Here is a 25,454-nt window from a genome sequence, read left to right on the forward strand (position 1 = left end):
GGCGATTTTCAATCCTCCGAAGCATCGAGGGCATGGACCGCGTGCTGACCCACGCCGCCTTCGACCTTCCCGCCGACTGCATCGGCGATCTGGTGGTGGCCAGCACTGCCGGGAAAGCCCTCGGCACTGCCGAGGAAGAACACGACCTCACGCTCCGCTTCCATGGTGGGCTTGACCAGCAGGTGTTGGCCTTCATCGTGAACGGTGCGATGAACGAGACGGGCGATCGGGACAAGCTGCACAACTGCGATGCCTGGATCACCGCGGTTGCGGCGGGCTGATGCAGAAGATCCGTGGCGTAAACAAGACCGCCACGGGCGACTGTATCGCAGTGGTTGTTTAGTCCAGGCATCGTTCCCAGGATATGGACTGCCCCGAGCTCCAGGACTTCGCGATCCGATCGGCAGAGAAGGTATGTGGCCATACACGCTTTTCCTGCATGATCCGCGCGCCTGTCCAATGCAGCACCCTGGCATCCCACCTGTGATGAGCTATTCTATTCGCTTGCAAGAAAGTCGCTGTCCGTCGTCAGGAATGCATGGGGGCCGGGTTGTGCAGGCTTGATGCGGCAGGGCTGAAAGCCCTCAGCATGGCATGGCTGTCGAAGGTCAGGACCCTGGCCCGGGATATCGCCGCAGCAGCCGGATGCTGTCCGGATCTTGCAGGGAAGTCTTGGGGAGGACGATCCGGCCGGCCAGGAGTTGATCGATCTGCGCCTGTCGCTCGGTTGTTGCCTCCCCGGGCGCGACCAGGATCAGCGCGGGATCGCTCGCGCTCATGAGGGCCGTCACGATGCGCTGCGCAGATCGGGCACCATGCGGCAGCGCCGGGTGTTGCGCGCGCCGATCAGCGCGAGACCCTCTCGTCCGCCAGGGACCGGGCCGGGCGCGACATTGCTTTGGTCGAGATCGGGGCGCGAGAATGAATGCCGGATCCGCTCTGGCAGAACTGCCAGACCTCACCGGAGCCCCCGATTTGAGTATTATGTTGCCGACTAAGAAATCACCGGCATGATATGCGGCAGGCTTGCGTGGCAGCGATGATCCCGTTCAGCTTGGCTGATCGGGATGCGGGCTTGTGGTTGTGGCGGCCGTGCCGAGGGATCAGCCTGTTGATCGCCCATGACGAGAGTAAGCTGACCAGGCCGTATTAGCCTTTGCCACCTGCTTGACTCGTTCATAATCGGGCGAATGCGATCCGAGCGTACCGGCACTGTGCGCGATTTCAGGCAAATTGAAGCATGTAGTAATGTCCAGGAGGTCAGGGTCCTTCTGATGCCGCAGTAAGCGGGGTCGTGGAGATGTTCGACTTACTCTGTTTTGATCAGCTTTTGTGACCTGTTCGCCCTTTGTCAGGAGGATTTCCTGTCGAGAGAAGAATCCTGGAACTTCCATGTGCTCGGATCCGTGACATTGGCTTCTCCACATGTTCCGGCATTTCCGCCAATGATATCCGACGTTCCATCTGTTCATGCCGTTCTGATGGCCAGCGGAAGATGCAGTCTGCGGGGCAGGGCCGCTGAAATCCCATCAGCAAGTAGCAGGACCTCTTGGAAGGAAATCCATATTATCACGCCAATCGGAATCTGGTCGAAAATCGCTAATAGCTGGACCCTGTGTCGTGGAGGCAGCAGATCCCGAGCCTCATACAGCACAAAACGCATAGATAAAAATTAACGGCACTGTCATCAAACAAGTATCAGTGGGAAGGCTATTTTGTAACTATTGGTCTATTGCCTGGAGCCTCTTCCGGACATCATCGTGGTGGAAAATAGTCGGGATTGGTATTCACGGATCGCCCCGCTCGCCTATGCCATGGCCGTGATGTTGGCGGAGAACCGGCGGGTCCGGTTTATCTTCTGGACTGATTGCCGTGTCCGTGTCCGCGTCATGGCAAGGTGAGGAGCTGGGGCAGAACCTTGGATAAGCTCCGAGAACCGAGAGGTGGACCCGCCTGGTGAGACAGTTTGGCGGCTTGGCTAAGGTGGATCGGGTTGGTTTCTATGCCGCCAGTCGCTCCGTCATTTCCGCCGTAGCATAGACCTCGTCGGGTGTCCTGCCGCCGAAGGTCGAGTGCGGGCGTCTCTCATTGTAGTAGGCTATCCATGAACCGATCCCGTTGCGGGCTTCGCTTCCGGTCTCGAAGGCGTTGAGGAAGACGCACTCGTATTTGAGGCTGCGCCACAGCCGCTCGATGAAGACGTTGTCCATCCAACGGCCGCGCCCGTCCATCGAGATGCGGATGCCGGCGTCCTTCAGCGTGGTGGTGAAGGCGAAGCTGGTGAACTGGCTTCCCTGATCCGTGTTGAAGATGTCGGGCCTGCCGTGGTGGGCGATTGCCTCTTCGAGCGCGGCCACGCAGAAGTCGGCGTCCATCGTGTTCGACAGCCGCCAGGCAAGCACCTTGCGGCTGAACCAGTCCATGATGGCGACGAGGTAGAGGAAGCCGCGCCGCATCGGGATGTAGGTCACATCGGCACACCATACCTGATCTGGTCGCTCGATCGCCAGATTCCGTAGCAGGTAGGGATAGATGCGGTGCTGCGGATGCGGCTCGCTGGTCCTCGGTGCCTGGTAGATCGGCTACAGGCCGATCTTGCGCATCAGCCGCCGGACACGCTTGCGGCCGACGCACCAGCCCTGGCGACGCAGGTGCCGCGCCATCTGACGCGAGCCATACCAGGGCGTTTCCATGAAGGCCCCGTCGATGACACGCATCAACTCAAGATTCTCCGGGCTCTCGCCAGCGGGCTGGCGGTAGAACGAGGCTCGCGAGATCGAGACCAGCTCGCTGGCGACGGATCGAGAGCCGTTCGTGATCGGGATCAATCATCATTCTCCTCCGATCCAGGCTCAGCGATCGAAGGCTTTGGCCAAAAAATCGCGCTCGACGACGAGCTGGCCGATCTTGGCGTGCAGCTTCGTGACCTCGGCCTCCCGGCCGACCTGTGCGTCGGAAGCCTTGTCGTCGAACGCCTTGGCCAGGTTCTCGATGGCCTGCCGCTTCCACTGCGTGATCTGGTTGGGATGAAGCTGGTGTTTCGTGGCTAACTCCGAAATCGTCCGCTCGCCGCGGATCGCCTCAAGCGCGACCTTGGCCTTGAACTCGGCCGTAAACCGTCTGCGTGTCTTCATGCTGGATCGTCCTTTTCATCGGTCGATCCACCTTATGCCCCTGTCTCAGAAACCGGCACCACCTCACCGGAAGTGCCGGTGCGCTCATCCCTATTCAAGGATCAGGAATGCCTGATTTATTTTTTCCAAAATCTCGAGAAAGACTTGAATTGCATCAAAGGACGGATTATAAAGTGAGCGTCGCACCAAGAAATTGGTAGACCAAGGCAGTCTTTCCCGCCGGGTAGGCGGCTGAAAAAAGATAGGCGCTTTGATTTTTGTCCGCCGGGTAGGCGGTCCGAATGGGTGGGGCTTTGGCCCCGCCCATTCTTTTTCTGAAGCTATGCGCCTATAAAGTGTCGACCATGGGGCTCTGTTGCGCAAACCCGGAGATGGGCGGACCTTGCCGTTCCCCGGACGGACCTATTCTGCGACCTTTGTGATGGGTGTGCCGAGCACGGCGACCCGGACTTGGAACTCAGCGACCTGACGGTCGAAGCCACGGGCGAAGAGGCGCTGGCCCAACAGCTTGATGCAGTGCATCTTGGTTTCGGCCCGACTTCGGCGGTGATAACCGCTCCATCGTCGCCAGATGGTCCGGCCGACACGCTTCGATGTGCGCAGGATTTCGTTGCGGGCGATGGCCCCGGCGGTGTCGGGTTTCCAAGGCTTGGCGTTCTTGCGCGGTGGGATGATCGCCGCGGCCCCACGTGCGGCGATGGCGTCATGGCACTTGCGGGTGTCGAAGGCGCCATCAGCGGTGACCGTGGCGATCTCCTGTTCGGGTGGGAACTGGTCGAGCTGCTCGGGCAGCATCCCTCGCCGGTTCGCTCGAACCGGTGGCGCTTCACCGGCTCGACATCGCCCACGTCGCTGGTTGTGAATTCGGCCGCCCGGATTTCCAGTGATTTCTCGTCGATCCCGATATGGATCTTGCGCCAGATGCGCCGCTTGGAGCCGCCGTGCTTGCGGGCGTTCCATTCCCCTTCGCCCTCGACCTTGATCCCGGTGCTGTCGACCAGCAAGTGCAACGGGCCGTCCGAACCGCGATAGGGGATGTTCACCTTCAGGGTCTTCTGGCGCCGCGACAGCGTGCTGAAGTCGGGCACATCCCAGTTCAGGCCGATCAGACGCAGCAGGCTCTCGACCAACCCTGTCGTTTGCCGCAGCGCCATGCCGAACAGCACCTTCATCGTCAGACAGGTCTGGATGGCGGCGTCGCTGTAGTCGGGCTGCCGCCCACGCTTGCCGGTCGGCGCTGCCTCCCAAGTCATAGAAGGATCGAACCAGATCGTCAGCGAGCCACGGCACTTCAGCGCTTCGTTATAGGCGGCCCAGTTCCTGGTCTTGTAGGCGGGGGGCGTTGGTCTGCTCATGCAGCCCAGCTACCATGCTGGATTCACAAAATGAATCCCTCGCGGGATTTGTGCAACAGAGCCTCGACCATGCACTGCGCCGGGCACGTTGACATCGTGTGGTGATCTCCCTGCTTTTGGGCTATGGATCGCAGGGGTTCGTGGCCTGGCCGCAGATTTCCATCGAGACGTGACCCGGCCGGAGGGGGCCATCATGACACGAAAGGACGTTTACAGAGATCCTGCGGGGGCGGTCTGCTGACCGCATCTCGTCAGGAGCGTCGGTGACGCAAGAGGTGCATTGACCACGTATGGGCAAAAGATCGACGGATCCGGATGGACGAAGCCAGTGTTAGGCAGAGAACTCTGAGCTCGTTGTTTTGAAATGGAGTCCATCCGCGTATCACCATACCGGCCAGCGGTGTAAGCGCCGCACGCAAAGGCCTTACACATGTTCGCAGCCGATCACCGCTCAGACGGATCAACAAACCACTTGCTCAAGCGGGGATATCCACACATGCCTGATGGTGAAAGTGCTGTTCGGCCTGCCGCTCCGGCAGACGACCGGAATGGTATCCAGCATCCTGCAGATGGCAGAACTGGATTGGCCGGTTCCCGACTAGTAAGTCCCGCCTGAATAACCCTTACGGCGTTGATTTTTCGTGCTGAAGCTTCGGATTTGTTCGCTTTGAACCGCAGGATTCTGTATGCTTGCCGAAAGCGGGTTGGCTGCTGGCCGACAGGGGCTATGATGCCGATTGGTTCAGAGATGCGTTGAAAGGCAAGGGGATGAAGGTCTGCATCCCCGGTCGGAAATCCCGCAAGAAGGCCGTCAAATATGACAAACGGCGCTACAAACGGCGCAACCGTATCGAGATCATGTTCGGCCGCCTGAAGGATTGGCGGCGCGTCGCCACCCGATACGACCGGTGCCCGGAGACCTTCTTCTCCGCCATCATGCTCGCCGCAACCGTCTTGTTATGGCTGTGAAACTCAATGAGTGTAAGCGGCAAGGAGACCCCGTGGGTTAGCGGCGTTGCCGGTCCGGGATAGGCTGGTGGCGTTGGTCTGACGCCGGGGTTCCATGTCTACGACTAGTTCTACGCCTATGCCTGCGACTGGTAGCTTACAGTTGGTCGAGGCTGTGATCGAGCGTTTCGACGGAGCTCCGGTTGGGGAGCGCCGCCGGTGGTCGGATGAGTTCAAGGCCCAAGCCGTCGCGGCGGCGCTGGAGCCAGGTGTGAATGTTTCGGCGTTGGCGCGCCGCCTGGGGATTTCGCCGCCGCAGCTGTTCGGATGGCGTAAGGCCTTCCTGAAGAAGCAGAACGCAGACGCCCCGGCGGGTGCGCCAGCGCCCGTGGTGGAGATCGTGGTGGGCGAGGTGATGATCCGCGTCGGCCCGGACCTCAGCGAGGCTGCGTTGCGCCGGATCCTTCGTGCGGTGCGCTCGGCATGATGCCGTCGGGTGTGAAGGTCTATCTGGCCAGCCAGCCGGTAGACTTCCGCAAGGGGCCTGACAGCCTGCTGTCGCTGGTGCGCGATGCTGGCAGTGACCCGTTCAGCGGGGCGCTTTACGTGTTCCGGGCGAAGCGGGCTGACCGGATCAAGATTGTCTGGTGGGATGGCAGCGGGATCTGCCTCTTTGCCAAGCGGCTCGAGAAATCCTCGTTCTGCTGGCCGCGGATCGGGCCTGTCCGGGTGCAACTCAACCATGCCCAGCTCATGGCGTTGCTCGACGGTTTGGATTGGAAACGGGTTCGCCCCGTAGTGGTAAAAGCGCCTGTATTTGCTGGATAACCAGCCTGCGGCAAAGTGAATCACCCCAGCCCGGAATGTCGATCGCCTGAGGCATGGCGCGGCGGGCCGTGCTATCCTGTGCGGCATGCGCACCGATGATCTTTCCCTGCCCGATGACATGGACCTGCTCAAGGCCATGGTCCGCGCCATGGCGGAGAAGACGGCCGTGCTGGAGGACGAGAATGCTGCCCTGAAGGCGCGCAGCCTTGATGCCGACGCGCGGATCAAGCGGCTGATGCAGATCCTGAAGGCCTATGACCGGGCTCGGTTCGGGCGGCGCTCCGAGAAGCTTGGCACCGCTGGGGCTGGTGCTGACGAAGAGGCGCAGCAGGCCTTCGTCTTCGAGGAGATCGAGACCGGCATCGCGGCGCTGAAGGCGCAGACAGGCCAAGGCCGGGCCCCGGGCGAGAAGCGGGCTCCGCGGCCGCGCAAGGGCTTCCCGCCCCATCTCGAGCGGGTCGAGGTGGTGATCGAGCCCGAGGACCTGCCGGAACACGCGGGCAAGCAGAAGGTGCTGATCGGGGAAGACATCTCCGAGCGGCTGGACGTCATCCCGGCGAAGTTCCGTGTCATCGTGACCCGCCGCCCGAAATACGCGCTCAAGGGCTGGGACGGTGTCATCCAGGCGCTTGCGCCGGCCCACATCATCGAAAGCGGCCTGCCGACCGAGGCGCTGCTGGCCCAGATCGCGGTCTCCAAATATGCCGACGGCCTGCCGCTGTTCCGGCAGGAGGGGATTTATGCCCGTGACGGCGTAGAAATCGACCGGCGGCTGATGGCGCAATGGATGGGCCGGGTCGGCTTCGAGTTGGAGATCCTCGCCGCGCATGTGCTGGGCGAGATCCTGAAGGGACCGCGCGTCTTCGCCGATGAGACCAGCCTGCCGACCCTCGCGCCCGGCACCGGCGCTGTGAAGAAGGCCTGGCTCTGGGCCTATGCCCGCGACGACAGCACCTTCGGCGGCAGCGGGCCGCCCATGGTGGCCTATCGCTTCGAGGACAGCCGATCCGGAGAATGCGTTCGTCGGCATCTCGGCGGGTATGGCGGCATTCTTCAGGTCGACGGCTATGCCGCCTACAATCAGCTCGTCCGCAAGGACGGGGGCAATGATGGCCCGCGCCTCGCTGGATGTTGGGCCCATAGCCGGCGGCGCTTCTTTGAGCTCCACACCGCGGGGGACAGCCAGGTCGCCACCACCACGGTCGAGCGCATGGCCGATCTGTGGAAACTCGAAGCCGAGGTGCGCGGCCAGAGCCCCGAGGCCCGCGCCGCCGCGCGACAGGCCATCTCCGCGCCCATCGTCGCCGAGCTGTTCGCCCTCTGGCAACAGACCCTGCCGCGCATCTCGGGCAAATCGAAGCTGGCCGAAGCCATCCGCTACGCCAGCGCCCGGTGCGACATTTTCGAGCGCTTCCTGACCGACGGCCTGATCGAACTCGACTCCAACATCGTCGAGCGCGCCATCCGGCCCCAGACCATCACCCGCAAGAACAGCCTCTTCGCCGGATCGGACGGCGGCGGCCGCACATGGGCCACCATCGCCACCCTCCTGCAGACCTGCAAAATGAACAACGTGGACCCCGCAGCCTGGCTGACACAGACCCTCGAGCGCATCGCCAACCAATGGCCAAGCGCCGAAATCGACGCCCTCATGCCCTGGAACTACACGCCCTGAACGGCATCAGCTTCCCGCTTACCAGCGATCGAAGGCTTTGGCCAAAAAATCGCGCTCGACGACGAGCTGGCCGATCTTGGCGTGCAGCTTCGTGACCTCGGCCTCCCGGCCGACCTGTGCGTCGGAAGCCTTGTCGTCGAACGCCTTGGCCAGGTTCTCGATGGCCTGCCGCTTCCACTGCGTGATCTGGTTGGGATGAAGCTGGTGTTTCGTGGCTAACTCCGAAATCGTCCGCTCGCCGCGGATCGCCTCAAGCGCGACCTTGGCCTTGAACTCGGCCGTAAACCGTCTGCGTGTCTTCATGCTGGATCGTCCTTTTCATCGGTCGATCCACCTTATGCCCCTGTCTCAGAAACCGGCACCACCTCAGACGCAACTATTAACTCTTCCACTAGATAGCTACGTCTATTTGCACACACACCTTTTCGACTTCATGACGGCCTACAGCTTCGCTAGCAACATAAAGACCTTCAGCAGCCCTCACGCGCTAAAAATACATCTGCAAAGCTGGACTGCAGATCCAGACAGATTCACCGCTAATGCAATCCATCAGATGCCGGGGATGAGTGCCTAGCTGACGAGGCTTGTGCCTTTCTGACGATGACGTGCAACGAGCTTTCGTGCCTGAGTTCCAGACGCTAACATCCGGGCACCCGGCATAGGCATCTCCATGTCGCGCAGGTTGGGAAACAGTGTGAAGATCTCCTCTCGTGCAGTATGTCCCACAGTTTTCAGGATCTCGGGGCTGGCATAGAGTGACTCGGTTTCTGCACCATTTGATATTACTATCTCATGCCGGTCAAAAAGAAATTGAAAGTATTCGATTTCAGTCAAATCCGTGGCAATGTCAATACCCTCCACTCGAAGAAGCTGCTTGGCTGGGGCGAGAAATTCCTCCCTGCCAAACATGTGCAGTACTAAACGAGAGCGAATAAGGATTCGGTGCTGCGGCGAGACCAAAAGATCGCTGGCAGGAATATTTTTTCCCAACGCGCACGCGCGAAATCGGATAGGGCGCAAATTTGGCTCACTTCTCAGATCAGAAGTGCAAAGCTTGCGCGAGCCGATCCAGCGCACATGCTGCAGCCCGTGATCGCGAGTCAGGACTAGATTGCCTGCGACCAAATCCTCAATCGCGACCAGCCCCCTCTCTGTCTCCAGCATCGTTCCAGCTGCAACGCCCGGCATGATCTGGTAGGGTATCTGAGCAGCGGCACAGCGGCCGTCCCATTGAGCGCAGCCCTCACTGGATTCGACATGCAGATCGATGCTGGAGGGGGGGATTCTTCCAATAATGCCGAAGCCCATTCCTCTATTGCCGATTTTGATGGGGATAAGCCAACTCACACAGCGGGCACCGTCTTTGTCGGTGTAAGAAACCATCAACTTATATCCAACCATAACATCCGTACCGGCCGGATATTTTTCGCCGTTTAACATTGTATCTTCGGCTAGGATTGTAAATGTTCCATTATTCCGCTCAGAGCTAATATCATAATATTCGAGTGCAGCATCGCAACTAGAAAGCGTCAGATTTACGGGCTGATATCCCGAAGGTAAGGATAGGTTTTTCCCGACTGCATCTTCGCCGCTGCAGCTATCGAACACAAAACTCGCCCAAGAAGCGGCGGGAGAAATACTTCCTAGATCGACATAGGGGATGGTATTTACGGATGGCATGCGCGTAACCTCGTTGATGCGCTATATTGTTTTTCTCGATCAAGCATAGAGTTATCTTCATAGGCGAAAATGATAATCCATGCTCTGTTATGCAGAAATCATCAAGTCGTCATTATATTTTGGCTTCTTCCTGCGCAGGCACGTTCGACTGCGTAGGTGTCTTGACCGCTCAGTCAGTCGCCGTCAATAGCTGTAATGCTGTAACCGCCTGCGACGGCATCAACGTGCAAAGGTGGATGACACAATCCCTTTTTGGGAGGTGGTTATGGAGGTTATAGCGGTTGGGCTCGATCTGACGAAGGATGCGTTTCAGGTTCATGGATCTGATGGCTCTGATCGCGAGAAGCTGAGGCGGGATCAGATGCTGATTTTTTTCAGGTAGTTGCCTTGCTGAGCTATACTACGGGAGCTTGCGACGGCTTGCGCTTCCGGGACCGTGAGATCGGCAAGCGGGGTCGCGATGTGCGGCTGATCCTACCCATACCGCCGCTCAGGGCACCACCGCTTCCTCCTCGCCATTGTCGCCCTCTCCGCGGCCTTTTTTCGACGAGGTGCCCGATCGTCGCACCGGACTTTGCGAGGGGATGGCGACATCTGGTAGCATCGGCTAGCGATCCAGTGCTTTTCGGCTTTCCCCTGCCGAGGTCAGCCGAAGGGTGCGTGACGGGGATGCCAAGAGCATGGAATCGGTTCATGATGGCGATGCGGACTTGGAGTTCAGCGGTCTGGCATGGACTGCCCCCACCGAGTGGTCCGGGTTGATTGTTAGTGCATCGTCGGCCGCTGGTCTATTGGGATGACGGCTTCCGGTGCGGGTGGGCGGTATCCCAGGGAGCTGTGCGGCCTGACAGTGTTGTAGTGGCGGCGCCATCGCTCGATGAGGATCTGGGCCTCCCTGAGCGAATAGAAGACTTCTGCATCCAGGAGTTCGTCGCGGAATCGAGCGTTGAAGCTCTCGCAATACCCGTTCTCCCAGGGTGAACCCGGCTCGATGAACGCGGTCTTGGCACCAACTGCGCCGATCCAGCCCTGCACCTTCTTGGCAATGAATTCCGCGCCATTGTCGGACCTTATGAACGCAGGCGGGCCACGCAAGATGCGCGGCTTCTGTTGTGATACCCGCTTCAGCGCCGCCAGGTGCTTCTGCCGAGGAGGTCGATGGCGCGCAGATCCTCGTTCCTGTCCGCCGCGCCGGGTGTGTCATTTTTCCACGGCGTGACATTGCGCCGGGGCGGCGCGACCGCATCCGCGCCGCGGTTCGCGATGGCGTCGCGGTAGCCCCGCGCGTCGTAGGCCCCGTCCGTGGTGACCGACGCGAGCGGCTCGCCTTCAGGGATCTGGGCGAGCCGATCAGGCAACGCGGGCGAATCGCCCACGCCACTGCCGGTGATCTCGACTGCACAGACCTCCAGAGTCGCCTCATCCAAGGCCAAGTGGACCTTCACCAAACCCGCCTCCGCGCTCCACCGCGCTTGCGGGCATGCCAATCGCAATCGTCGCTCACTCGCTGCGAGGGTGATTCTGTCTGGCCATTGACTCCCGGAAGAGGTATGTCGTCGTTAGGTTTGCATCTATTTGAGCTGCTTATGTTGTCACAGAAAAGCGTGGATCTCGAAGGCCTTCCCTTTCCTAAAGCGCGGGAACATTGGCTGACAGCCTCCAAACAGATGGATAAGAAGAGCGCCATTGATTTGGCATGCAAACTGATTCCACTTTACCCTGAGCGGCCCTTCTTTCCCGCACATGCACTGGACCTTGCCAAGGCAACAGGGGATGAGTTGCGGGTAGCACGCCTTGTCTTGGAGGTGGCAGAGGGGGAGGTCAGTGTAGCTCTGCAACCCGTCTTCACTGCGACCGACATGCTGTTAGCCTCGTCTCAGGCTTCCCCTGCGGAATGCGCCAAAGCCATTTATCTGCGGGATCGCTTGATGGAGGTCTCACCGCAACGGCATTTCTTTCGCGCGCAATTGGCGCGACGTGAGAACAAGGTCGATACCGCACTGAACGAGGTCTCAACTCATCTAGATTTGTTTCCGTCCGATGCACCAGCCCTCATATTGCGGGCGACTTTGGCAATGCAGACGGGGCGCTGGGGACGCTACTGCAACGAGATCTCGGCACTAGCCTCGATTCAGAGCAATCCGCGCAGCACCGAGTTGCTGAACCTGTTTCAGACGTTTCAAGCCGCGCAGGGATTGTCTTCCACTACGCCCTCCGACCTTGTCCTGAATCAGGAACGGCTGGAAACACCAGGTGCAGTATACGAATATGCAATGGACCGAGCTCCCGAACCTGACACGGCCGTGCGACAGGGGGTCGTATTGCTGACAGGCTCCTTGGCAGGAGGCGGTGCCGAGCGCATTGTCGCCACTATGTGCCGGCAGTTCAAGGAAATGGAGCCGGCTGAAAATCTGCAGTTATGGCTGTTTTCCAAGACGAACGGGCCAGCCGGAAATGCGCTCTTCTATTTGCCCCTGACCGGTTTGCGTGAAGAAGAGTTGCATATTATCGAGCCTGTACGGCAATCCAGCGAACCCTTTTGCTGGCTACCGCCATTTTATGCGCAGCGGGCACAGGCTATCTACGACGATCTGATGCGGTTACGGCCTCGCGTACTTTATATCACCTTGGACGAAGCGATTATTGCTGGCGGTATTGCTGCAGTCATGGCGGGAGTGCCTAGGATCGTCTTGCACTGTCATAATATGAGCCCCCCTAACTTGCACGGCGATACGCGCCTTTCTTTCGGGTGGGACCGTGCGTTCCGTATGCTATTGGCCCGCCCCAATGTTCAGTATGTCAACGTAGCTCAGGTTGCTGTGGATGATTACCTCGACTGGTGTGCCACACCACCCAACGCCTGCCGGGCGGCAGTGATTCACAATGGAGTGGATTTCTCGCCAATCGATGAAGGATTGAGGGACGATCAACCCTCCCGTATCCGATGCGAACTTGGGATTCCCCCAAACAGCCCGGTCATAGGCGCAGCGATACGGTTCACCGATGTCAAGCAACCGTTGGTCTGGCTGGAGGCTGCCCGCCTGATCCGTAACGCGCGACAGGATGCGCATTTTATTATGTATGGCGACGGCGTTCTGTTGGAATCTTGTAAAATTCGCGCCGCCCACCTTGGTCTGGAAGACTGTGTTCACTTTCCCGGACGTGTATCCGATCTCGCACAGCGGTTAGCGGTGTTCGATATCATGATGCTGTCTTCCCGGTCGGAAGGCTTTCCGAACGTACTGATAGAAGCGCAAGCCGCCGGTGTTGTCCCGGTTTCCTTCGATGTGGGCGGCTGTCGTGAAACGATGGAACCAGGACGCTCGGGACTGGTGGTACCCGAATGTACGGCAAAGGCGTTGGCTGCAGAGGTAATTACCTTGCTTAACAAGCCGCAGCGATTGAAGCGGATGAGTCGGCGCGCCATGAAGTTCGTCCGAAAAACCTTTTCTATTGACCAGATGATGGAGCAGTTGCATGATTTGGTCTATGGAACGCGGCTCTCGGATTTCGGAGAACGTGCTCCGTCCGCAAAACTCGCGCGTAAGGGCAAGCGCCCAGCTAAATCTCACGCAAACGCAAGTCTGAAGTAAACCAAAACACGATGATTGGATGCAGTATGACACATAGAACGCTTGTCACCGGAGGCGCAGGCTTCATTGGCAGTCATCTCGTAGATCGCCTTGTGGCAACCGGTGAGCAGGTTATCGTGCTGGACAACCTCTCTAGTGGAAAAAGCAAGAATCTGCCGCCTCAAGCAGATCTGGTTGAGGGCGACGTCATCGACGACGTGTTAGTGAAAGACTTGATGCAAAGTGTTGACAGTGTCTTTCACCTGGCAGCGCTGGTTTCGGTTCAGGAATGTATCAAGGACTGGAACCTAGGCCATCGAGTTAATCTCGGTGCGACGGTGCGGCTGCTTGATGCCGCTGCCAAGGTTCGCCCCAGCGGTGTTCCGGTGGTTTATGCCTCATCGGCCGCAGTCTATGGCGACAACTCCGGAGCTGGTTGCAGTGAATCCAGTCTGCCAGCTCCGATTTCTCCCTACGGGGCTGACAAGCTTAGCTGTGAGCATCAAGCTCGCGCAATGGCAGCTATCCATGGCTTACCCTCCGTCGGCCTGCGTTTCTTTAACGTCTACGGGCCTCGCCAAGATCCACAATCTCCCTATGCTGGCGTGATCTCACGCTTCTGTGCAAACCGTCTGGCGAACAGCCCCCATACCGTATTTGGCGATGGTCAGCAAAGCCGCGACTTTATCTACGTCTCTGATATTGTTGATGGCTTGATCCGTGCACGCGCCTATGCCAAGAATAGAGCAAACGCTTCTGTTTTCAACTTATGCACGGGGGTTGAGACAACGCTAGTCGGTCTCGCATCTCACATCGACGGCGTTACGGGCCGCAGTGCAACCCCAATTATTCATGCTGCTGCTCGCTCGGGGGACATTCGCATGTCGCTGGGTGATCCATCGCTGGCTTTGCGCGACTTAGGCTTCGTGGCACAGACGAATATCCGTTCTGGTCTCAGCCATCTATGGAGCGCATTAACCAAGGATCAATATCTCTGATGTTAAAAGGGGCCATCTGGCCCCTTTTTTAAATGCTGTTACTATCCACGCCTAAACGCTTTAATAGATCCTCTCGGAAACGATCTTCCCAACGCGCGTTCAGATCGGTGGACTGCCGCTCGATCCAAGGCTCATGCTGTGCCGCTTCAGGATAATCATTTAGATCACAGCCGAAGAAAGCCGCAATTTCGGCCAGGACGGGCTTTTGGTTCTTAACGAACTCCTCGTAAACTACATTATATACAGGAAGCCCGAGTAGACCTATAAATCGCTCGATCATACGGTTTTCCTGATTGGCGGAGTTCAATATACGAAGAATTTCGTCGAATGAATAATCGTCATCCGAGACCTCGGCCCGCGCTGCCATTACGTGCGTCCATTGGCCTGTTTTACGGGCGACAGCACCAGATATAGCCTGGCGGACCAGATTTTCACGACGCAAGTAAACAAATCGCCATTGATCCAGATTCTTGGGAAACTCCCCCATCATAAAGAGGAAAACGAGGCCGAGAGGCGGCATCTTGATCGACATGCGACCGTCTTGTGTCGCGAATTGCTCAAACGGCTGCGCTAGCTCCGATGTGTACTTTATAGCAGCATCTACTACCACCTTTTTCAACAGGTCGCCGGCATTTAGATATTCCCTGAACCGAAACCCATAGGCCTCCATAGCAATCGAGAGCAAAGAGCTTCCAGACCGCGCGGTGCACAGGATGGCTGACTTCATCAACCCGTCTTGAAAGCCATGTCCCGGTTGGTCAAATGCCAATGATGCCGGCATGTTACGTACGACGGCAGGCTCAGGAAGGCCGACGATCTCCCTGGCTTCCTTAAGAAAATCACTCATGTGTACACCTTGCCTTGTCAATTCCGACTAGGTATGGCTTACGTTAGGCCTTGAACAACTTCAAGGTGATTTCCTCATGAATGCTGATGCGGAACGGAAGGTGCTTTTCGACGGTGCCGATTTGGTCATCGTGAGCGTAGACGGCGGGCGCGGACGCGGCGTCGTGACATTTGGTCCATGGTTAGCCAATCCATTGGGGTCTGCACCGGCGGAACAGGCCCGAGGATTCGTTGAGCGCGCTTTTGAACGGCAAGCTCAGGCCGATGAGTTGCATATAATACCTCGCCGTAATCACTGGTATAACTGCGCCGAACGCAATACAGCCGTTGATTTCGTGGCGAGCTTTGCAGCGTCTCGGCGGGTTGTCACCTGTGGTTCTAGTATGGGAGGGTATGGGTCCGCTTTGTTTTCGGCGCTGCTGGGGTTGCCTTGCATAAGCGTTTCACCACAGTTTAGCCTCGCTCCGGAATATGCACCTTTCGAGACGCGTTGGCGGGATGAGTTCAAGCAGATTGAGAGCTTTGACAGCGAAACAATGTTTCACAACAGCAAAGCGACTGGCTATATTTTTTATGACCCTTTCACTGAACTTGATGCTCGACAGGCTCAGCTATTTCGGGGGCGATCCGATTTACAATTCGTACCTTGCCCCTTTTCCGGCCATGCCACCGTCGCTATGATGAACAAGTCTTACGGTCTCGCTCGCATAGCATCTGAGGTGCTGAGTGGAACTTTTGAAATTAGAAATCTTTTAGACGCGCGCCGCAATCGTCGCCGTGGGGATGATCTCTATTTAACCCTGCTTTATATTCAAGCTGGTTCAAGAGGGCACAGGGCGTTGTCCGAAAGTTTACGCATTGAGCTTGAGGATAAAAAGGGAGAGCTCGGACTGAACCCACATTTCCCAAGTAAGGCGCTGATTTCGCTGTCCTGACCATTATATTTCCTATATAAAACATGGTGTTGAAGGCTGCGAGGGGCGCGTTTCATGGATCACCCAGAGGGTGCGGGCTTGCAACGGGCAGATCGGGTGGATTTCGACCCTCGCGTGCGGCTGGAATTTCGCGGCACGCAGCTCAGTTCCGACGGCGGCCTTCTGGTGATGCGCGAGCTTGATGACGCGCTCGGGTTGTCCGATTTGGCGTCAGCGGCGCTGCGCGATACTCGCTCTGGCAAGAACACGGTCCATCGGCTCGACGGCCTGTTCCGGCAATCAGTCTTTGGGCGGCTGGCCGGATACGAGGATGTCAACGACGCCAACCGTCTCGCCTGCGATCCGGTCATGCGCCAAGTTGTCGGCGGCAGAGCGGTCGATGCACAAGCGGCCTCGGCATCGCAGATGGGACGGTTCGAGACCGAGACGCTGGCTCTGGCCGGGAACCGTGCCGCGCTGGCCGACCTGAACGGGCAATGGATCGACCGGTTCCATGACCGTAACGGGCTGAAGTACATCGTTCTGGACATGGACAGCTCGGTCAGCCCGACCCATGGCGACCAGGAAGGGTCCGCCTGGAATGGCCATTTCGACTGTAGCTGCTATCACCCCAACTTTCTGTTCAACCAGTTCGGGATGCTGGAACGCTGCGCCCTGCGCCATGGCAACGTCCACAGCGCCGATGGCTGGCGTGATGTTCTCGACCCCGTCATTGCGCGCTACGCGGAGCGCGACCTTGGTGGCAGGTTCTTCCGGGCCGATGCTGCCTACGCGATCCCGGCGATCTATGAGCGATTGGAAGAAGCGCGGTTCTTCTACGCCATCCGGCTGCCCGCAAACGCGGTCCTCAAGGACAAGATCGCGCATCGGCTAACGCGCCCTGTCGGGCGGCCGTCACTGACCAAGGTCAAGCGGTTCTTCGAGGAATTCGAGTATCAGGCGGCGTCCTGGGACAAGGAACGCCGGGTGATCGCCAAGATCGAATGGCATCCGGGCGAACTGTTCCCGCGTGTCGGCTTCATCGTCACCAACCTGCCGATGGAGCCGGACTGGGTGGTGCGGTTCTACAACCAGCGCGGCACCGCCGAGCAGCACATCAAAGAGGGCAAATACGCCTTTCGCTGGACGCGGCTGTCGTGCCGGAAGTTCCGCGACAATGAGGTGCGGCTGCAACTGCACGCCCTGGCGTACAACCTGGCCACCTTCTTGCACTGCATCGAGCTGCCCGAGGCCATGGCCGACTGGTCGTTGACCAGCCTGCAACTGAAGCTGATCAAGATCGGGGCACGTGTGGTCCGTCACGCCCGCACCATCACCTTCCAGCTGGCCGAGGTCGCTGTCACCGGCACGATGGTACGCGCCATCCTCGCCGCTATCCGCCGATTGCGAGCGCCACCGCTATGCGCATGATCGCGATCCACGCTCAAACTGAACGAAAGCGGCTGGACAGATCTGTCCGCTGCGCTGAAAAACGCCGCCCCTGGGCAAGGAAACAGCGGCTTCGCGGTCTGATCCGTCCAGATCCAGCAGTCTGCGCGACCGCAGGTGCCGCTTGCGGCAGAAAATCCTTGTCTAGCGCTCGGATACAGGCGATCTTCACCTCAAACGACACGCCACTTGGGGAATGCAGGCTAACGCTATAAGTTTTGCGTTTGCCGCGAATGTCCAGAGAGTGGACTGCAACCGCAGCATTCACGCGGAGCACTCAATGTCGACTGTGGGCCGGGCGTGCCATGTCGCTCTGCCAGGATGGTCACACGGCCTGCCGCACCGCCGCATGACCGCATCGAGCCCAAACCAGCCGCCCCGGCTCAGAGTTTTTAGCATTCGCAGCATTCTTATCCGTGGCGACATAGAACAGATTGGGTCGAGCATCCGGTAACCTCGCCACAATGCTCCTGTCTTGCGAACCGGCCCTCCGCTATAGGAATTCTGCGCTGCGCCGCTCCCGCATCAAGTCCACATGGATCAAGAATGCCATCGAGAACGGGACGATGGCCGTTGCGGCGAGAAGGACCATCGTCGTTTCGGCGCCGACCTTGTCAATGAGCAATGCCCCAAGCGTCGGGGCGGCAGCGCCAGCCAACAGCATCGGGCGAGCCAAGCGTCCCATTAGAGCGCCATAGTGCTCCGGACCGTAGAGCGCGAGCGGAAGAGCACCGCGCGCGATGGACCAAAGGCCATTTCCGGCCCCGTATGCGACGAGAGCGGCGGCAGCTGGAAATCCCATCTGCAGCCCCAGGAAGCCGACGAAAACGAGCATGGTCGCTGCAAGCATGGTCCATATCGGGTGATGTCGGCCCCCTCCCATCATTTCGACGACGCGGGCACCGACTTGGGATGGCCCGATCAAAGTACCGACCGCGATCGCTGCAGCCGTGGTGTAGCCCCCGGCGGTCAGGATCGTCACCATGTGAATGGACCAGATGGTCGCAAGAAGAGTCAGCGCTGAAGTCCCTGAACTCGCTCGTCGCGTTCGCAATGCGCCAAAGGGACCAATCCGAAGCAGTCACCTGGGCAAACCTTGCGGCCGATCTCGACTATAAATACCCGGATGAATGGCTTATGGTGTCGAAAATGCTGCAACGGGTAGGCGAGATGGCTAAAGCTACAGAGGCTATACGGCGCGGAATCTCATTAGCCCCCAATAGCGCTTTGCTAAAAAAAGAGCTGGAAAAGCTTACATCTGTCGATTGAGCTTTTCAAGCTGAAGCAGTTAGTTTTGAATTTGTCGAGAGGAGATTGGGCAGAAATAGGCAGCGTTTGGCGGGGAGCCTGGCTCATGGTTGAAGCTAAGATGTCGCTATAGGAAAGTAAACTCGAGGAGAAAAAGTTGGGGAGATGGCGGCGATCAACGAGCTGACTATACCTTCTTGAGAGCTAAGGAATGAATTGCGCATTTCCGTTTCCTCACCAAAGCCGTGTTTGGGATGAGCGGGAATACGCTCGCAAAGGCGAATGTCCTTGCAGAATACCGGCGTTGCTGTTAATAATTCTTCGGTGGCTGGTCATGCAATCGCTCGGGCGGCAGTTGCTGGAAAGCCAGTCATTTGAAATATATCCTGAATGATAAGGGGAATCAATGGCAATAGCAGATGCAGCCAGCATTCAAGACCTCATGCAACTCGCCGCTTTTGGAGGGGGATTTTCCCTCGATGCGGAAATTGTCAATTTTGAAGACTTGAAGCGTTTGGCAGTAAGCGCCGCAAAGGGAAACGCACGATTGGAGATTCGGAATGCATCAGCGCTTGCATTTGATGAGTTGAAGACGATTGCAGCCTTCGGGAAAGGCTGTATTTTCTTTTCATAAAGTTCCAGCAGCTTGGGCGGGATGACTTTCGTATCATGATCCTTGGATCTCGGACCAGTCAGGTTCCTTAGGCATCGTAATCGGATACGATAGCGCGGTTGGGTGTCTCGACAAGCCCTTTATCAGTAAATCTTAACTAACCGATTATGCGGCGCGCGATAGTTTTGTTTTAAAATATCGCGCGCCAACCTTGGGAAGCTCTTTTAGTTGGAAATTAGCTGCGCAGTAATCGGCCGAAACTGGCCTGCATACGCCGAGCGGAGAATTGACTTCGGACGAACTTTTTCCCACATTTCCTTGCAGCACCGCGCCATTCGGAGTCACTTAGGACTTTCAGGACAACGTTGGCCAGTGCTTCGGCTGATTGCTCGTGGACCAAATGGCCTGTAACTCCGTCGATCATCGTCTCCCGGCAACCTCCTACATCGAAAGCTATTGGAATTACCCCTGCAGCCTGCGCTTCCAACAAAACATTAGGAAGCCCTTCCGAGCGGGAAGACAAGACAAATATATCTAGAAGCGGCAATCGTCGATAAAGATCGTTTATATGCCCTGTGAAATGAACCCGATCTTTGAGCCCAAGTTCCCGGCATTGCAACTGTGCCGCGTCAAGAAGTGCCCCTTCACCAAAAAGAACAAAATGGACATCTTGTCGTTCTCTTCCTACCTGCTGAGCCATCCGAAGCCAAAGATCCGGGCGTTTGACTTCTTCGAAGCGAAAAGCCGCGCCTACAACCAATGATGCCTGAGGAATACCTAGCTCCGTTTTGAATGCCCTAATGAACGGCTTATCCGGTTTCATGAGCTGTCGCAAATCGAGACCGTTTCGAACGACTTCAATCTTACCTAATTGGGCACCTGTCCAATCGATGTAGTCATCGGACACGGTTTGGCTGACCGCAATGATTCGGACCTCTTCCCGCTTCAGAAGTGCATGATATGCTGCCGCCCATCCTTCTATTCCTAGGTTTGCATAGACGCTTGACGGGCGCTGATTATGGCAATGGAGAACGATATTTGGAACCCCGGCGATGACCGCTGCGAAGCCGCCGGCTAAATTGGCCATGTCTAGTGTCAGGTATAATGTGCGAGGTCGGCGTTCGATCAGGAAATCATGGATAGCTTGTGATTTTCGAGATAGGTTCGGAGGCAGCCATTTAAAGGGTTCCCGGAGGTCGCTACTTAGATCGAGTACCTGTATATCCTTCGTAGAAAGGCCCGTTGTCGGCAAATAGAATAAGGGATCACGTCCGGACGCATTGGAAACTTCATATATCGCCATTTCGACTGATCTACCCTTGGTGAGCAAACCATTACAAATCGTAGCAGCGATCCGTTCGGCTCCTCCGCCCGCCAAAGATGGCACGATCATGACGACGCCTGCTCGTTTTTCTTTGCGGGAAGCGGGGCATGAGTCAAGAACATGTCGAAATACGGATCCCGGGCTTTGCAGCGTTTCGCGCTGTTCTGAATCCTGTCGGGAAGACATAGGGATCGAGCAAGCCTGAAAGAACGATTGGACGGTTTCAAAGGCATCTCTTGCCTTTTTATCGTGAGGGTAATCATGCAGTGCTAAAATAGCAGAGATACGCTCACCCCAAGACCCGCTGCGGTAGGCTAGCAGACCTAGTTCAATCGTTCTTCTTATGTCCTGTGGATGACTCTCGACGTACTGTTCAAGAACTTTATATGCATCGTTCCACCGTCGTTCTTTTTTTGCTCGATACACCTCTGCCAGAAGCGACGACGCACCTTTTACGAGTTTTTGATTTCTTCTGGCCTCAAGTGCATGCGGCGCGCGCGCGATTTCAAATGTGCTATCGAGCACCATTTCGGCTCTAATTAAGATTTTGTAATTTATATCAACCCCGGCCTCGGCCATCTTCAGTGCAGAAATGGCGGCGCGACGCCTGACCTCTGGGTCGACGCCTTCCGATAGAAGCTTATTGTAGAAGAACTGATGAGCCGGAAAAAAAGGAGCCGCGCGCAGTGCGTATTCTTCAGCTTGGTGAGTGTTTTTTAGCCTTAACTGTTCATACCTAGCGCGCGCCTCTGCATAGCGAAGGGATGCAAAGCATGAATTGTCTAGATCTGATTTATTTTTGGACATAGGCAGGCCAGGGGGCAGGAGCTCAGTAGTCAATCGGTTTCTAATTCTGTGAGATTTTAAGGCCGTAAGGCTTTGGCCCGTCTAAGCGAAGATTTGATACAGTTATCCTTTGGAGCTGCACGGCAAAGACTCTCTTTCTATAAAAATGAAAAGTTCGCTTTCTAGAATAGTTAGTGTAAGCGCTACTGGGGCTGACGTTATTGGTGGAGATGGAGTCTGGCTGGCGGCGACTAATGTTCGGTGATAAGCTGCAGAGCTATTTTTCTGCGCTGTTAGAAGGATTTTTTTGCTCATCGTTGGATAGGTCACAGATAAAGAACGGCAGATACATGTAGCGCGTTGAATAAATTGAACGGTCATTTTGATCATCAACAGCTTCTTCTTCTCGACTCGGGCCAATGTAGATGATCCCTCATTGATTGTATAGCGAGATGTATCGGTTGAGAAGCCCTAGTGGTGCGAAGGCTGGCCGCACGTTTTCGCATGCATTAGCGGGTTGCTGAAAATGATCGCGTCGCCGGAATTTTTCCCTTATGTGTCCATTGCGACTTTCGGCCGGCGCCCGCGCCTAGGTGTTCAGTCCCGGCATCTGATGGATCGGATTGACGATGAAACTGTCGGGCTCTGAAGTCCAGACCTTGCAGATGTATTCGTAGGGCGTGAGGCCGTTGAGGGTCTTGAGCCTTCGGGCGAAGTTGTAGGCCGCGACGAAGTCGGCGAGATGGCGGTGCAGTCGTGGCTGTGGACTGCCCCCACCGAGTGGTCCGGGTTGATTGTTAGTGCATTGTCGGCCGCTGGTCTATTGGGATGACGGCTTCCGGTGCGGGTGGGCGGTATCCCAGGGAGCTGTGCGGCCTGACAGTGTTGTAGTGGCGGCGCCATCGCTCGATGAGGATCTGGGCCTCCCTGAGCGAATAGAAGACTTCTGCATCCAGGAGTTCGTCGCGGAATCGAGCGTTGAAGCTCTCGCAATACCCGTTCTCCCAGGGTGAACCCGGCTCGATGAACGCGGTCTTGGCACCAACTGCGCCGATCCAGCCCTGCACCTTCTTGGCAATGAATTCCGCGCCATTGTCGGACCTTATGAACGCAGGCGGGCCACGCAAGATGAACAGATCCGTCAGGGCGTCGATTACGTCGGTGGAATTGAGCCTGCGGTTTACACGGATCACCAGCGCCTCCTTCGTGAATTCGTCGATGATATTGAGCGTCCGAAACAGCCGTCCGTCATGTGTCCGGTCCTGAACGAAATCATAGGACCAGACGTGGTTCGGGTGCTCCGGCCGGAGACGGACGCAGGACCCGTCGTTCAACCAGAGCCGACCCTTCTTTGCCTGCTTTTGCGGGACCTTTGTAAGCGGCAAGGAGACCCCGTGGGTTAGCGGCGTTGCCGGTCCGGGATAGGCTGGTGGCGTTGGTCTGACGCCGGGGTTCCATGTCTACGACTAGTTCTACGCCTATGCCTGCGACTGGTAGCTTACAGTTGGTCGAGGCTGTGATCGAGCGTTTCGACGGAGCTCCGGTTGGGGAGCGCCGCCGGTGGTCGGATGAGTTCAAGGCCCAAGCCGTCGCGGCGGCGCTGGAGCCAGGTGTGAATGTTTCGGCGTTGGCGCGCCGCCTGGGGATTTCGCCGCCGCAGCTGTTCGGATGGCGTAAGGCCTTCCTGAAGAAGCAGAACGCAGACGCCCCGGCGGGTGCGCCAGCGCCCGTGGTGGAGATCGTGGTGGGCGAGGTGATGATCCGCGTCGGCCCGGACCTCAGCGAGGCTGCGTTGCGCCGGATCCTTCGTGCGGTGCGCTCGGCATGATGCCGTCGGGTGTGAAGGTCTATCTGGCCAGCCAGCCGGTAGACTTCCGCAAGGGGCCTGACAGCCTGCTGTCGCTGGTGCGCGATGCTGGCAGTGACCCGTTCAGCGGGGCGCTTTACGTGTTCCGGGCGAAGCGGGCTGACCGGATCAAGATTGTCTGGTGGGATGGCAGCGGGATCTGCCTCTTTGCCAAGCGGCTCGAGAAATCCTCGTTCTGCTGGCCGCGGATCGGGCCTGTCCGGGTGCAACTCAACCATGCCCAGCTCATGGCGTTGCTCGACGGTTTGGATTGGAAACGGGTTCGCCCCGTAGTGGTAAAAGCGCCTGTATTTGCTGGATAACCAGCCTGCGGCAAAGTGAATCACCCCAGCCCGGAATGTCGATCGCCTGAGGCATGGCGCGGCGGGCCGTGCTATCCTGTGCGGCATGCGCACCGATGATCTTTCCCTGCCCGATGACATGGACCTGCTCAAGGCCATGGTCCGCGCCATGGCGGAGAAGACGGCCGTGCTGGAGGACGAGAATGCTGCCCTGAAGGCGCGCAGCCTTGATGCCGACGCGCGGATCAAGCGGCTGATGCAGATCCTGAAGGCCTATGACCGGGCTCGGTTCGGGCGGCGCTCCGAGAAGCTTGGCACCGCTGGGGCTGGTGCTGACGAAGAGGCGCAGCAGGCCTTCGTCTTCGAGGAGATCGAGACCGGCATCGCGGCGCTGAAGGCGCAGACAGGCCAAGGCCGGGCCCCGGGCGAGAAGCGGGCTCCGCGGCCGCGCAAGGGCTTCCCGCCCCATCTCGAGCGGGTCGAGGTGGTGATCGAGCCCGAGGACCTGCCGGAACACGCGGGCAAGCAGAAGGTGCTGATCGGGGAAGACATCTCCGAGCGGCTGGACGTCATCCCGGCGAAGTTCCGTGTCATCGTGACCCGCCGCCCGAAATACGCGCTCAAGGGCTGGGACGGTGTCATCCAGGCGCTTGCGCCGGCCCACATCATCGAAAGCGGCCTGCCGACCGAGGCGCTGCTGGCCCAGATCGCGGTCTCCAAATATGCCGACGGCCTGCCGCTGTTCCGGCAGGAGGGGATTTATGCCCGTGACGGCGTAGAAATCGACCGGCGGCTGATGGCGCAATGGATGGGCCGGGTCGGCTTCGAGTTGGAGATCCTCGCCGCGCATGTGCTGGGCGAGATCCTGAAGGGACCGCGCGTCTTCGCCGATGAGACCAGCCTGCCGACCCTCGCGCCCGGCACCGGCGCTGTGAAGAAGGCCTGGCTCTGGGCCTATGCCCGCGACGACAGCACCTTCGGCGGCAGCGGGCCGCCCATGGTGGCCTATCGCTTCGAGGACAGCCGATCCGGAGAATGCGTTCGTCGGCATCTCGGCGGGTATGGCGGCATTCTTCAGGTCGACGGCTATGCCGCCTACAATCAGCTCGTCCGCAAGGACGGGGGCAATGATGGCCCGCGCCTCGCTGGATGTTGGGCCCATAGCCGGCGGCGCTTCTTTGAGCTCCACACCGCGGGGGACAGCCAGGTCGCCACCACCACGGTCGAGCGCATGGCCGATCTGTGGAAACTCGAAGCCGAGGTGCGCGGCCAGAGCCCCGAGGCCCGCGCCGCCGCGCGACAGGCCATCTCCGCGCCCATCGTCGCCGAGCTGTTCGCCCTCTGGCAACAGACCCTGCCGCGCATCTCGGGCAAATCGAAGCTGGCCGAAGCCATCCGCTACGCCAGCGCCCGGTGCGACATTTTCGAGCGCTTCCTGACCGACGGCCTGATCGAACTCGACTCCAACATCGTCGAGCGCGCCATCCGGCCCCAGACCATCACCCGCAAGAACAGCCTCTTCGCCGGATCGGACGGCGGCGGCCGCACATGGGCCACCATCGCCACCCTCCTGCAGACCTGCAAAATGAACAACGTGGACCCCGCAGCCTGGCTGACACAGACCCTCGAGCGCATCGCCAACCAATGGCCAAGCGCCGAAATCGACGCCCTCATGCCCTGGAACTACACGCCCTGAACGGCATCAGCTTCCCGCTTACGGACCTTCAGCCCTTCACGCCGCCATATCCGTTCCACGCGTTTATGATTTACATGCCAACCGGCGTTGTTCAGCAATCCGGTGATCATCCGATAGCCATATCGCCCGTAGGTGCGAGCGAGCGTGATGATGTCTTCCGTCAGCCGGTCGCGCAGGCGGCCTTTGCGCTGCCGGGGCGGAAGCACACTGACCAAGGAAAAGCGATAGTGTGCGCATGGC

17 protein-coding genes and 11 pseudogenes are annotated in these 25,454 nt (G+C 58.2%); 15 read left to right on the forward strand and 13 right to left on the reverse strand.

Translation table 11 applies throughout. The features are described from left to right. Positions 1–32: 32 nt before the first annotated feature. Positions 33–281, forward strand: coding sequence for a hypothetical protein (locus NBE95_RS14155; protein ID WP_289894910.1), 249 nt, complete (start codon positions 33–35; stop codon positions 279–281). A gap of 327 nt (positions 282–608) precedes the next feature. Here NBE95_RS14155 and NBE95_RS14160 read toward each other — a convergent pair whose 3' ends face one another. The 3 genes and pseudogenes from NBE95_RS14160 to NBE95_RS14170 form a co-directional block, all read right to left on the reverse strand. Beyond that, entirely contained in the window at positions 609–779 is a 171-nt protein-coding gene (locus tag NBE95_RS14160) for a hypothetical protein (RefSeq protein ID WP_289894911.1), read from the reverse strand. Positions 780–2,000: 1,221 nt separating this feature from the next. After that, positions 2,001–3,134 (reverse strand): annotated as a pseudogene (locus NBE95_RS14165) (IS3 family transposase). Between the two features lie 402 nt (positions 3,135–3,536). Beyond that, positions 3,537–4,489 (reverse strand): annotated as a pseudogene (locus NBE95_RS14170) (IS5 family transposase). A 497-nt stretch (positions 4,490–4,986) separates the two neighbouring features. On the opposite strand from NBE95_RS14170, the pseudogene NBE95_RS14175 reads away from it, so the two are divergent. The 5 genes and pseudogenes from NBE95_RS14175 to NBE95_RS14195 all read left to right on the forward strand — a co-directional run. Continuing rightward, positions 4,987–5,088, forward strand: a pseudogene (locus NBE95_RS14175) (transposase); the annotation flags it as partial. 91 nt (positions 5,089–5,179) lie between these two features. After that, positions 5,180–5,458 (forward strand): annotated as a pseudogene (locus NBE95_RS14180) (transposase); the annotation flags it as partial. A gap of 154 nt (positions 5,459–5,612) precedes the next feature. Beyond that, positions 5,613–5,924, forward strand: a complete 312-nt coding sequence (locus tag NBE95_RS14185) for a transposase (protein WP_289894912.1) — start codon at positions 5,613–5,615, stop codon at positions 5,922–5,924. Positions 5,925–5,935: 11 nt separating this feature from the next. After that, a complete protein-coding gene (gene tnpB, locus NBE95_RS14190; RefSeq protein ID WP_289894913.1) occupies positions 5,936–6,265 on the forward strand; it encodes an IS66 family insertion sequence element accessory protein TnpB in 330 nt (109 codons plus the stop codon). An 85-nt stretch (positions 6,266–6,350) separates the two neighbouring features. Then, a complete protein-coding gene (locus NBE95_RS14195) occupies positions 6,351–7,940 on the forward strand; it encodes an IS66 family transposase (protein ID WP_289894914.1) in 1,590 nt (529 codons plus the stop codon). Positions 7,941–7,985: 45 nt separating this feature from the next. Here the strand turns inward: NBE95_RS14195 and NBE95_RS14200 are convergent. Continuing rightward, a pseudogene (locus NBE95_RS14200) lies at positions 7,986–8,243 on the reverse strand (transposase); the annotation flags it as partial. A 267-nt stretch (positions 8,244–8,510) separates the two neighbouring features. Beyond that, positions 8,511–9,620 (reverse strand): Hint domain-containing protein, encoded by a 1,110-nt coding sequence (locus NBE95_RS14205; protein ID WP_289894915.1) that lies wholly within the window; start codon positions 9,618–9,620, stop codon positions 8,511–8,513. Between the two features lie 265 nt (positions 9,621–9,885). On the opposite strand from NBE95_RS14205, the pseudogene NBE95_RS14210 reads away from it, so the two are divergent. Beyond that, positions 9,886–9,999: pseudogene (locus NBE95_RS14210) on the forward strand (IS110 family transposase); the annotation flags it as partial. Between the two features lie 386 nt (positions 10,000–10,385). Here NBE95_RS14210 and NBE95_RS14215 read toward each other — a convergent pair. Both NBE95_RS14215 and NBE95_RS14220 read right to left on the reverse strand, forming a co-directional pair. Continuing rightward, positions 10,386–10,718 (reverse strand): annotated as a pseudogene (locus NBE95_RS14215) (integrase core domain-containing protein); the annotation flags it as partial. A gap of 29 nt (positions 10,719–10,747) precedes the next feature. Continuing rightward, a pseudogene (locus NBE95_RS14220) lies at positions 10,748–11,127 on the reverse strand (transposase); the annotation flags it as partial. Between the two features lie 43 nt (positions 11,128–11,170). Here NBE95_RS14220 and NBE95_RS14225 point away from each other — a divergent pair. Both NBE95_RS14225 and NBE95_RS14230 read left to right on the forward strand, forming a co-directional pair. After that, entirely contained in the window at positions 11,171–13,213 is a 2,043-nt protein-coding gene (locus NBE95_RS14225) for a glycosyltransferase (protein ID WP_289894916.1), read from the forward strand. A gap of 26 nt (positions 13,214–13,239) precedes the next feature. Further along, positions 13,240–14,190, forward strand: coding sequence for an NAD-dependent epimerase/dehydratase family protein (locus NBE95_RS14230; RefSeq protein ID WP_289894917.1), 951 nt, complete (start codon positions 13,240–13,242; stop codon positions 14,188–14,190). Positions 14,191–14,218: 28 nt separating this feature from the next. Here NBE95_RS14230 and NBE95_RS14235 read toward each other — a convergent pair whose 3' ends face one another. After that, positions 14,219–15,037 carry a Stf0 family sulfotransferase gene (locus tag NBE95_RS14235; RefSeq protein ID WP_289894918.1) on the reverse strand — a complete coding sequence of 273 codons (819 nt, stop codon included), beginning with the start codon at positions 15,035–15,037 and terminating at the stop codon, positions 14,219–14,221. Positions 15,038–15,113: 76 nt separating this feature from the next. On the opposite strand from NBE95_RS14235, the gene NBE95_RS14240 reads away from it, so the two are divergent. Beyond that, complete coding sequence (locus NBE95_RS14240) at positions 15,114–15,971, forward strand: hypothetical protein (RefSeq protein WP_289894919.1); 858 nt, start codon at positions 15,114–15,116, stop codon at positions 15,969–15,971. 54 nt (positions 15,972–16,025) lie between these two features. Then, positions 16,026–17,381, forward strand: a complete 1,356-nt coding sequence (locus NBE95_RS14245) for an IS1380-like element IS1247 family transposase (RefSeq protein ID WP_078527637.1) — start codon at positions 16,026–16,028, stop codon at positions 17,379–17,381. Between the two features lie 511 nt (positions 17,382–17,892). Here the strand turns inward: NBE95_RS14245 and NBE95_RS14250 are convergent. Continuing rightward, the gene (locus tag NBE95_RS14250; RefSeq protein WP_289894920.1) at positions 17,893–18,384 is read right to left on the reverse strand and encodes a hypothetical protein; all 492 of its coding nucleotides are present in this window, start codon (positions 18,382–18,384) and stop codon (positions 17,893–17,895) included. Between the two features lie 669 nt (positions 18,385–19,053). On the opposite strand from NBE95_RS14250, the gene NBE95_RS14255 reads away from it, so the two are divergent. Continuing rightward, positions 19,054–19,281 (forward strand): hypothetical protein, encoded by a 228-nt coding sequence (locus tag NBE95_RS14255; protein ID WP_289894921.1) that lies wholly within the window; start codon positions 19,054–19,056, stop codon positions 19,279–19,281. 214 nt (positions 19,282–19,495) lie between these two features. Here the strand turns inward: NBE95_RS14255 and NBE95_RS14260 are convergent, their stop codons facing one another. The 3 genes and pseudogenes from NBE95_RS14260 to NBE95_RS14270 form a co-directional block, all read right to left on the reverse strand. Further along, entirely contained in the window at positions 19,496–21,424 is a 1,929-nt protein-coding gene (locus tag NBE95_RS14260; RefSeq protein ID WP_289894922.1) for a glycosyltransferase, read from the reverse strand. A 535-nt stretch (positions 21,425–21,959) separates the two neighbouring features. Continuing rightward, positions 21,960–22,127: pseudogene (locus tag NBE95_RS14265) on the reverse strand (IS481 family transposase); the annotation flags it as partial. A gap of 40 nt (positions 22,128–22,167) precedes the next feature. Continuing rightward, positions 22,168–22,743, reverse strand: a pseudogene (locus tag NBE95_RS14270) (IS3 family transposase); the annotation flags it as partial. Positions 22,744–22,886: 143 nt separating this feature from the next. On the opposite strand from NBE95_RS14270, the gene NBE95_RS14275 reads away from it, so the two are divergent. From NBE95_RS14275 to NBE95_RS14285, 3 genes are all read left to right on the forward strand, one after another. Further along, positions 22,887–23,198 (forward strand): transposase, encoded by a 312-nt coding sequence (locus NBE95_RS14275; protein WP_289894912.1) that lies wholly within the window; start codon positions 22,887–22,889, stop codon positions 23,196–23,198. 11 nt (positions 23,199–23,209) lie between these two features. Next, on the forward strand, positions 23,210–23,539 hold the full coding sequence (gene tnpB / locus NBE95_RS14280; RefSeq protein WP_289894913.1) for an IS66 family insertion sequence element accessory protein TnpB: 330 nt from the start codon (positions 23,210–23,212) through the stop codon (positions 23,537–23,539). Between the two features lie 85 nt (positions 23,540–23,624). Next, a complete protein-coding gene (locus NBE95_RS14285) occupies positions 23,625–25,214 on the forward strand; it encodes an IS66 family transposase (protein WP_289894914.1) in 1,590 nt (529 codons plus the stop codon). Between the two features lie 14 nt (positions 25,215–25,228). On the opposite strand, the pseudogene NBE95_RS14290 reads toward NBE95_RS14285, so the two are convergent. Beyond that, positions 25,229–25,378, reverse strand: a pseudogene (locus NBE95_RS14290) (IS3 family transposase); the annotation flags it as partial. Between the last annotated feature and the right edge of the window lie 76 nt (positions 25,379–25,454).

This window comes from Paracoccus sp. TOH, assembly GCF_030388245.1.
GTDB classification, from domain to species: domain Bacteria; phylum Pseudomonadota; class Alphaproteobacteria; order Rhodobacterales; family Rhodobacteraceae; genus Paracoccus; species Paracoccus simplex.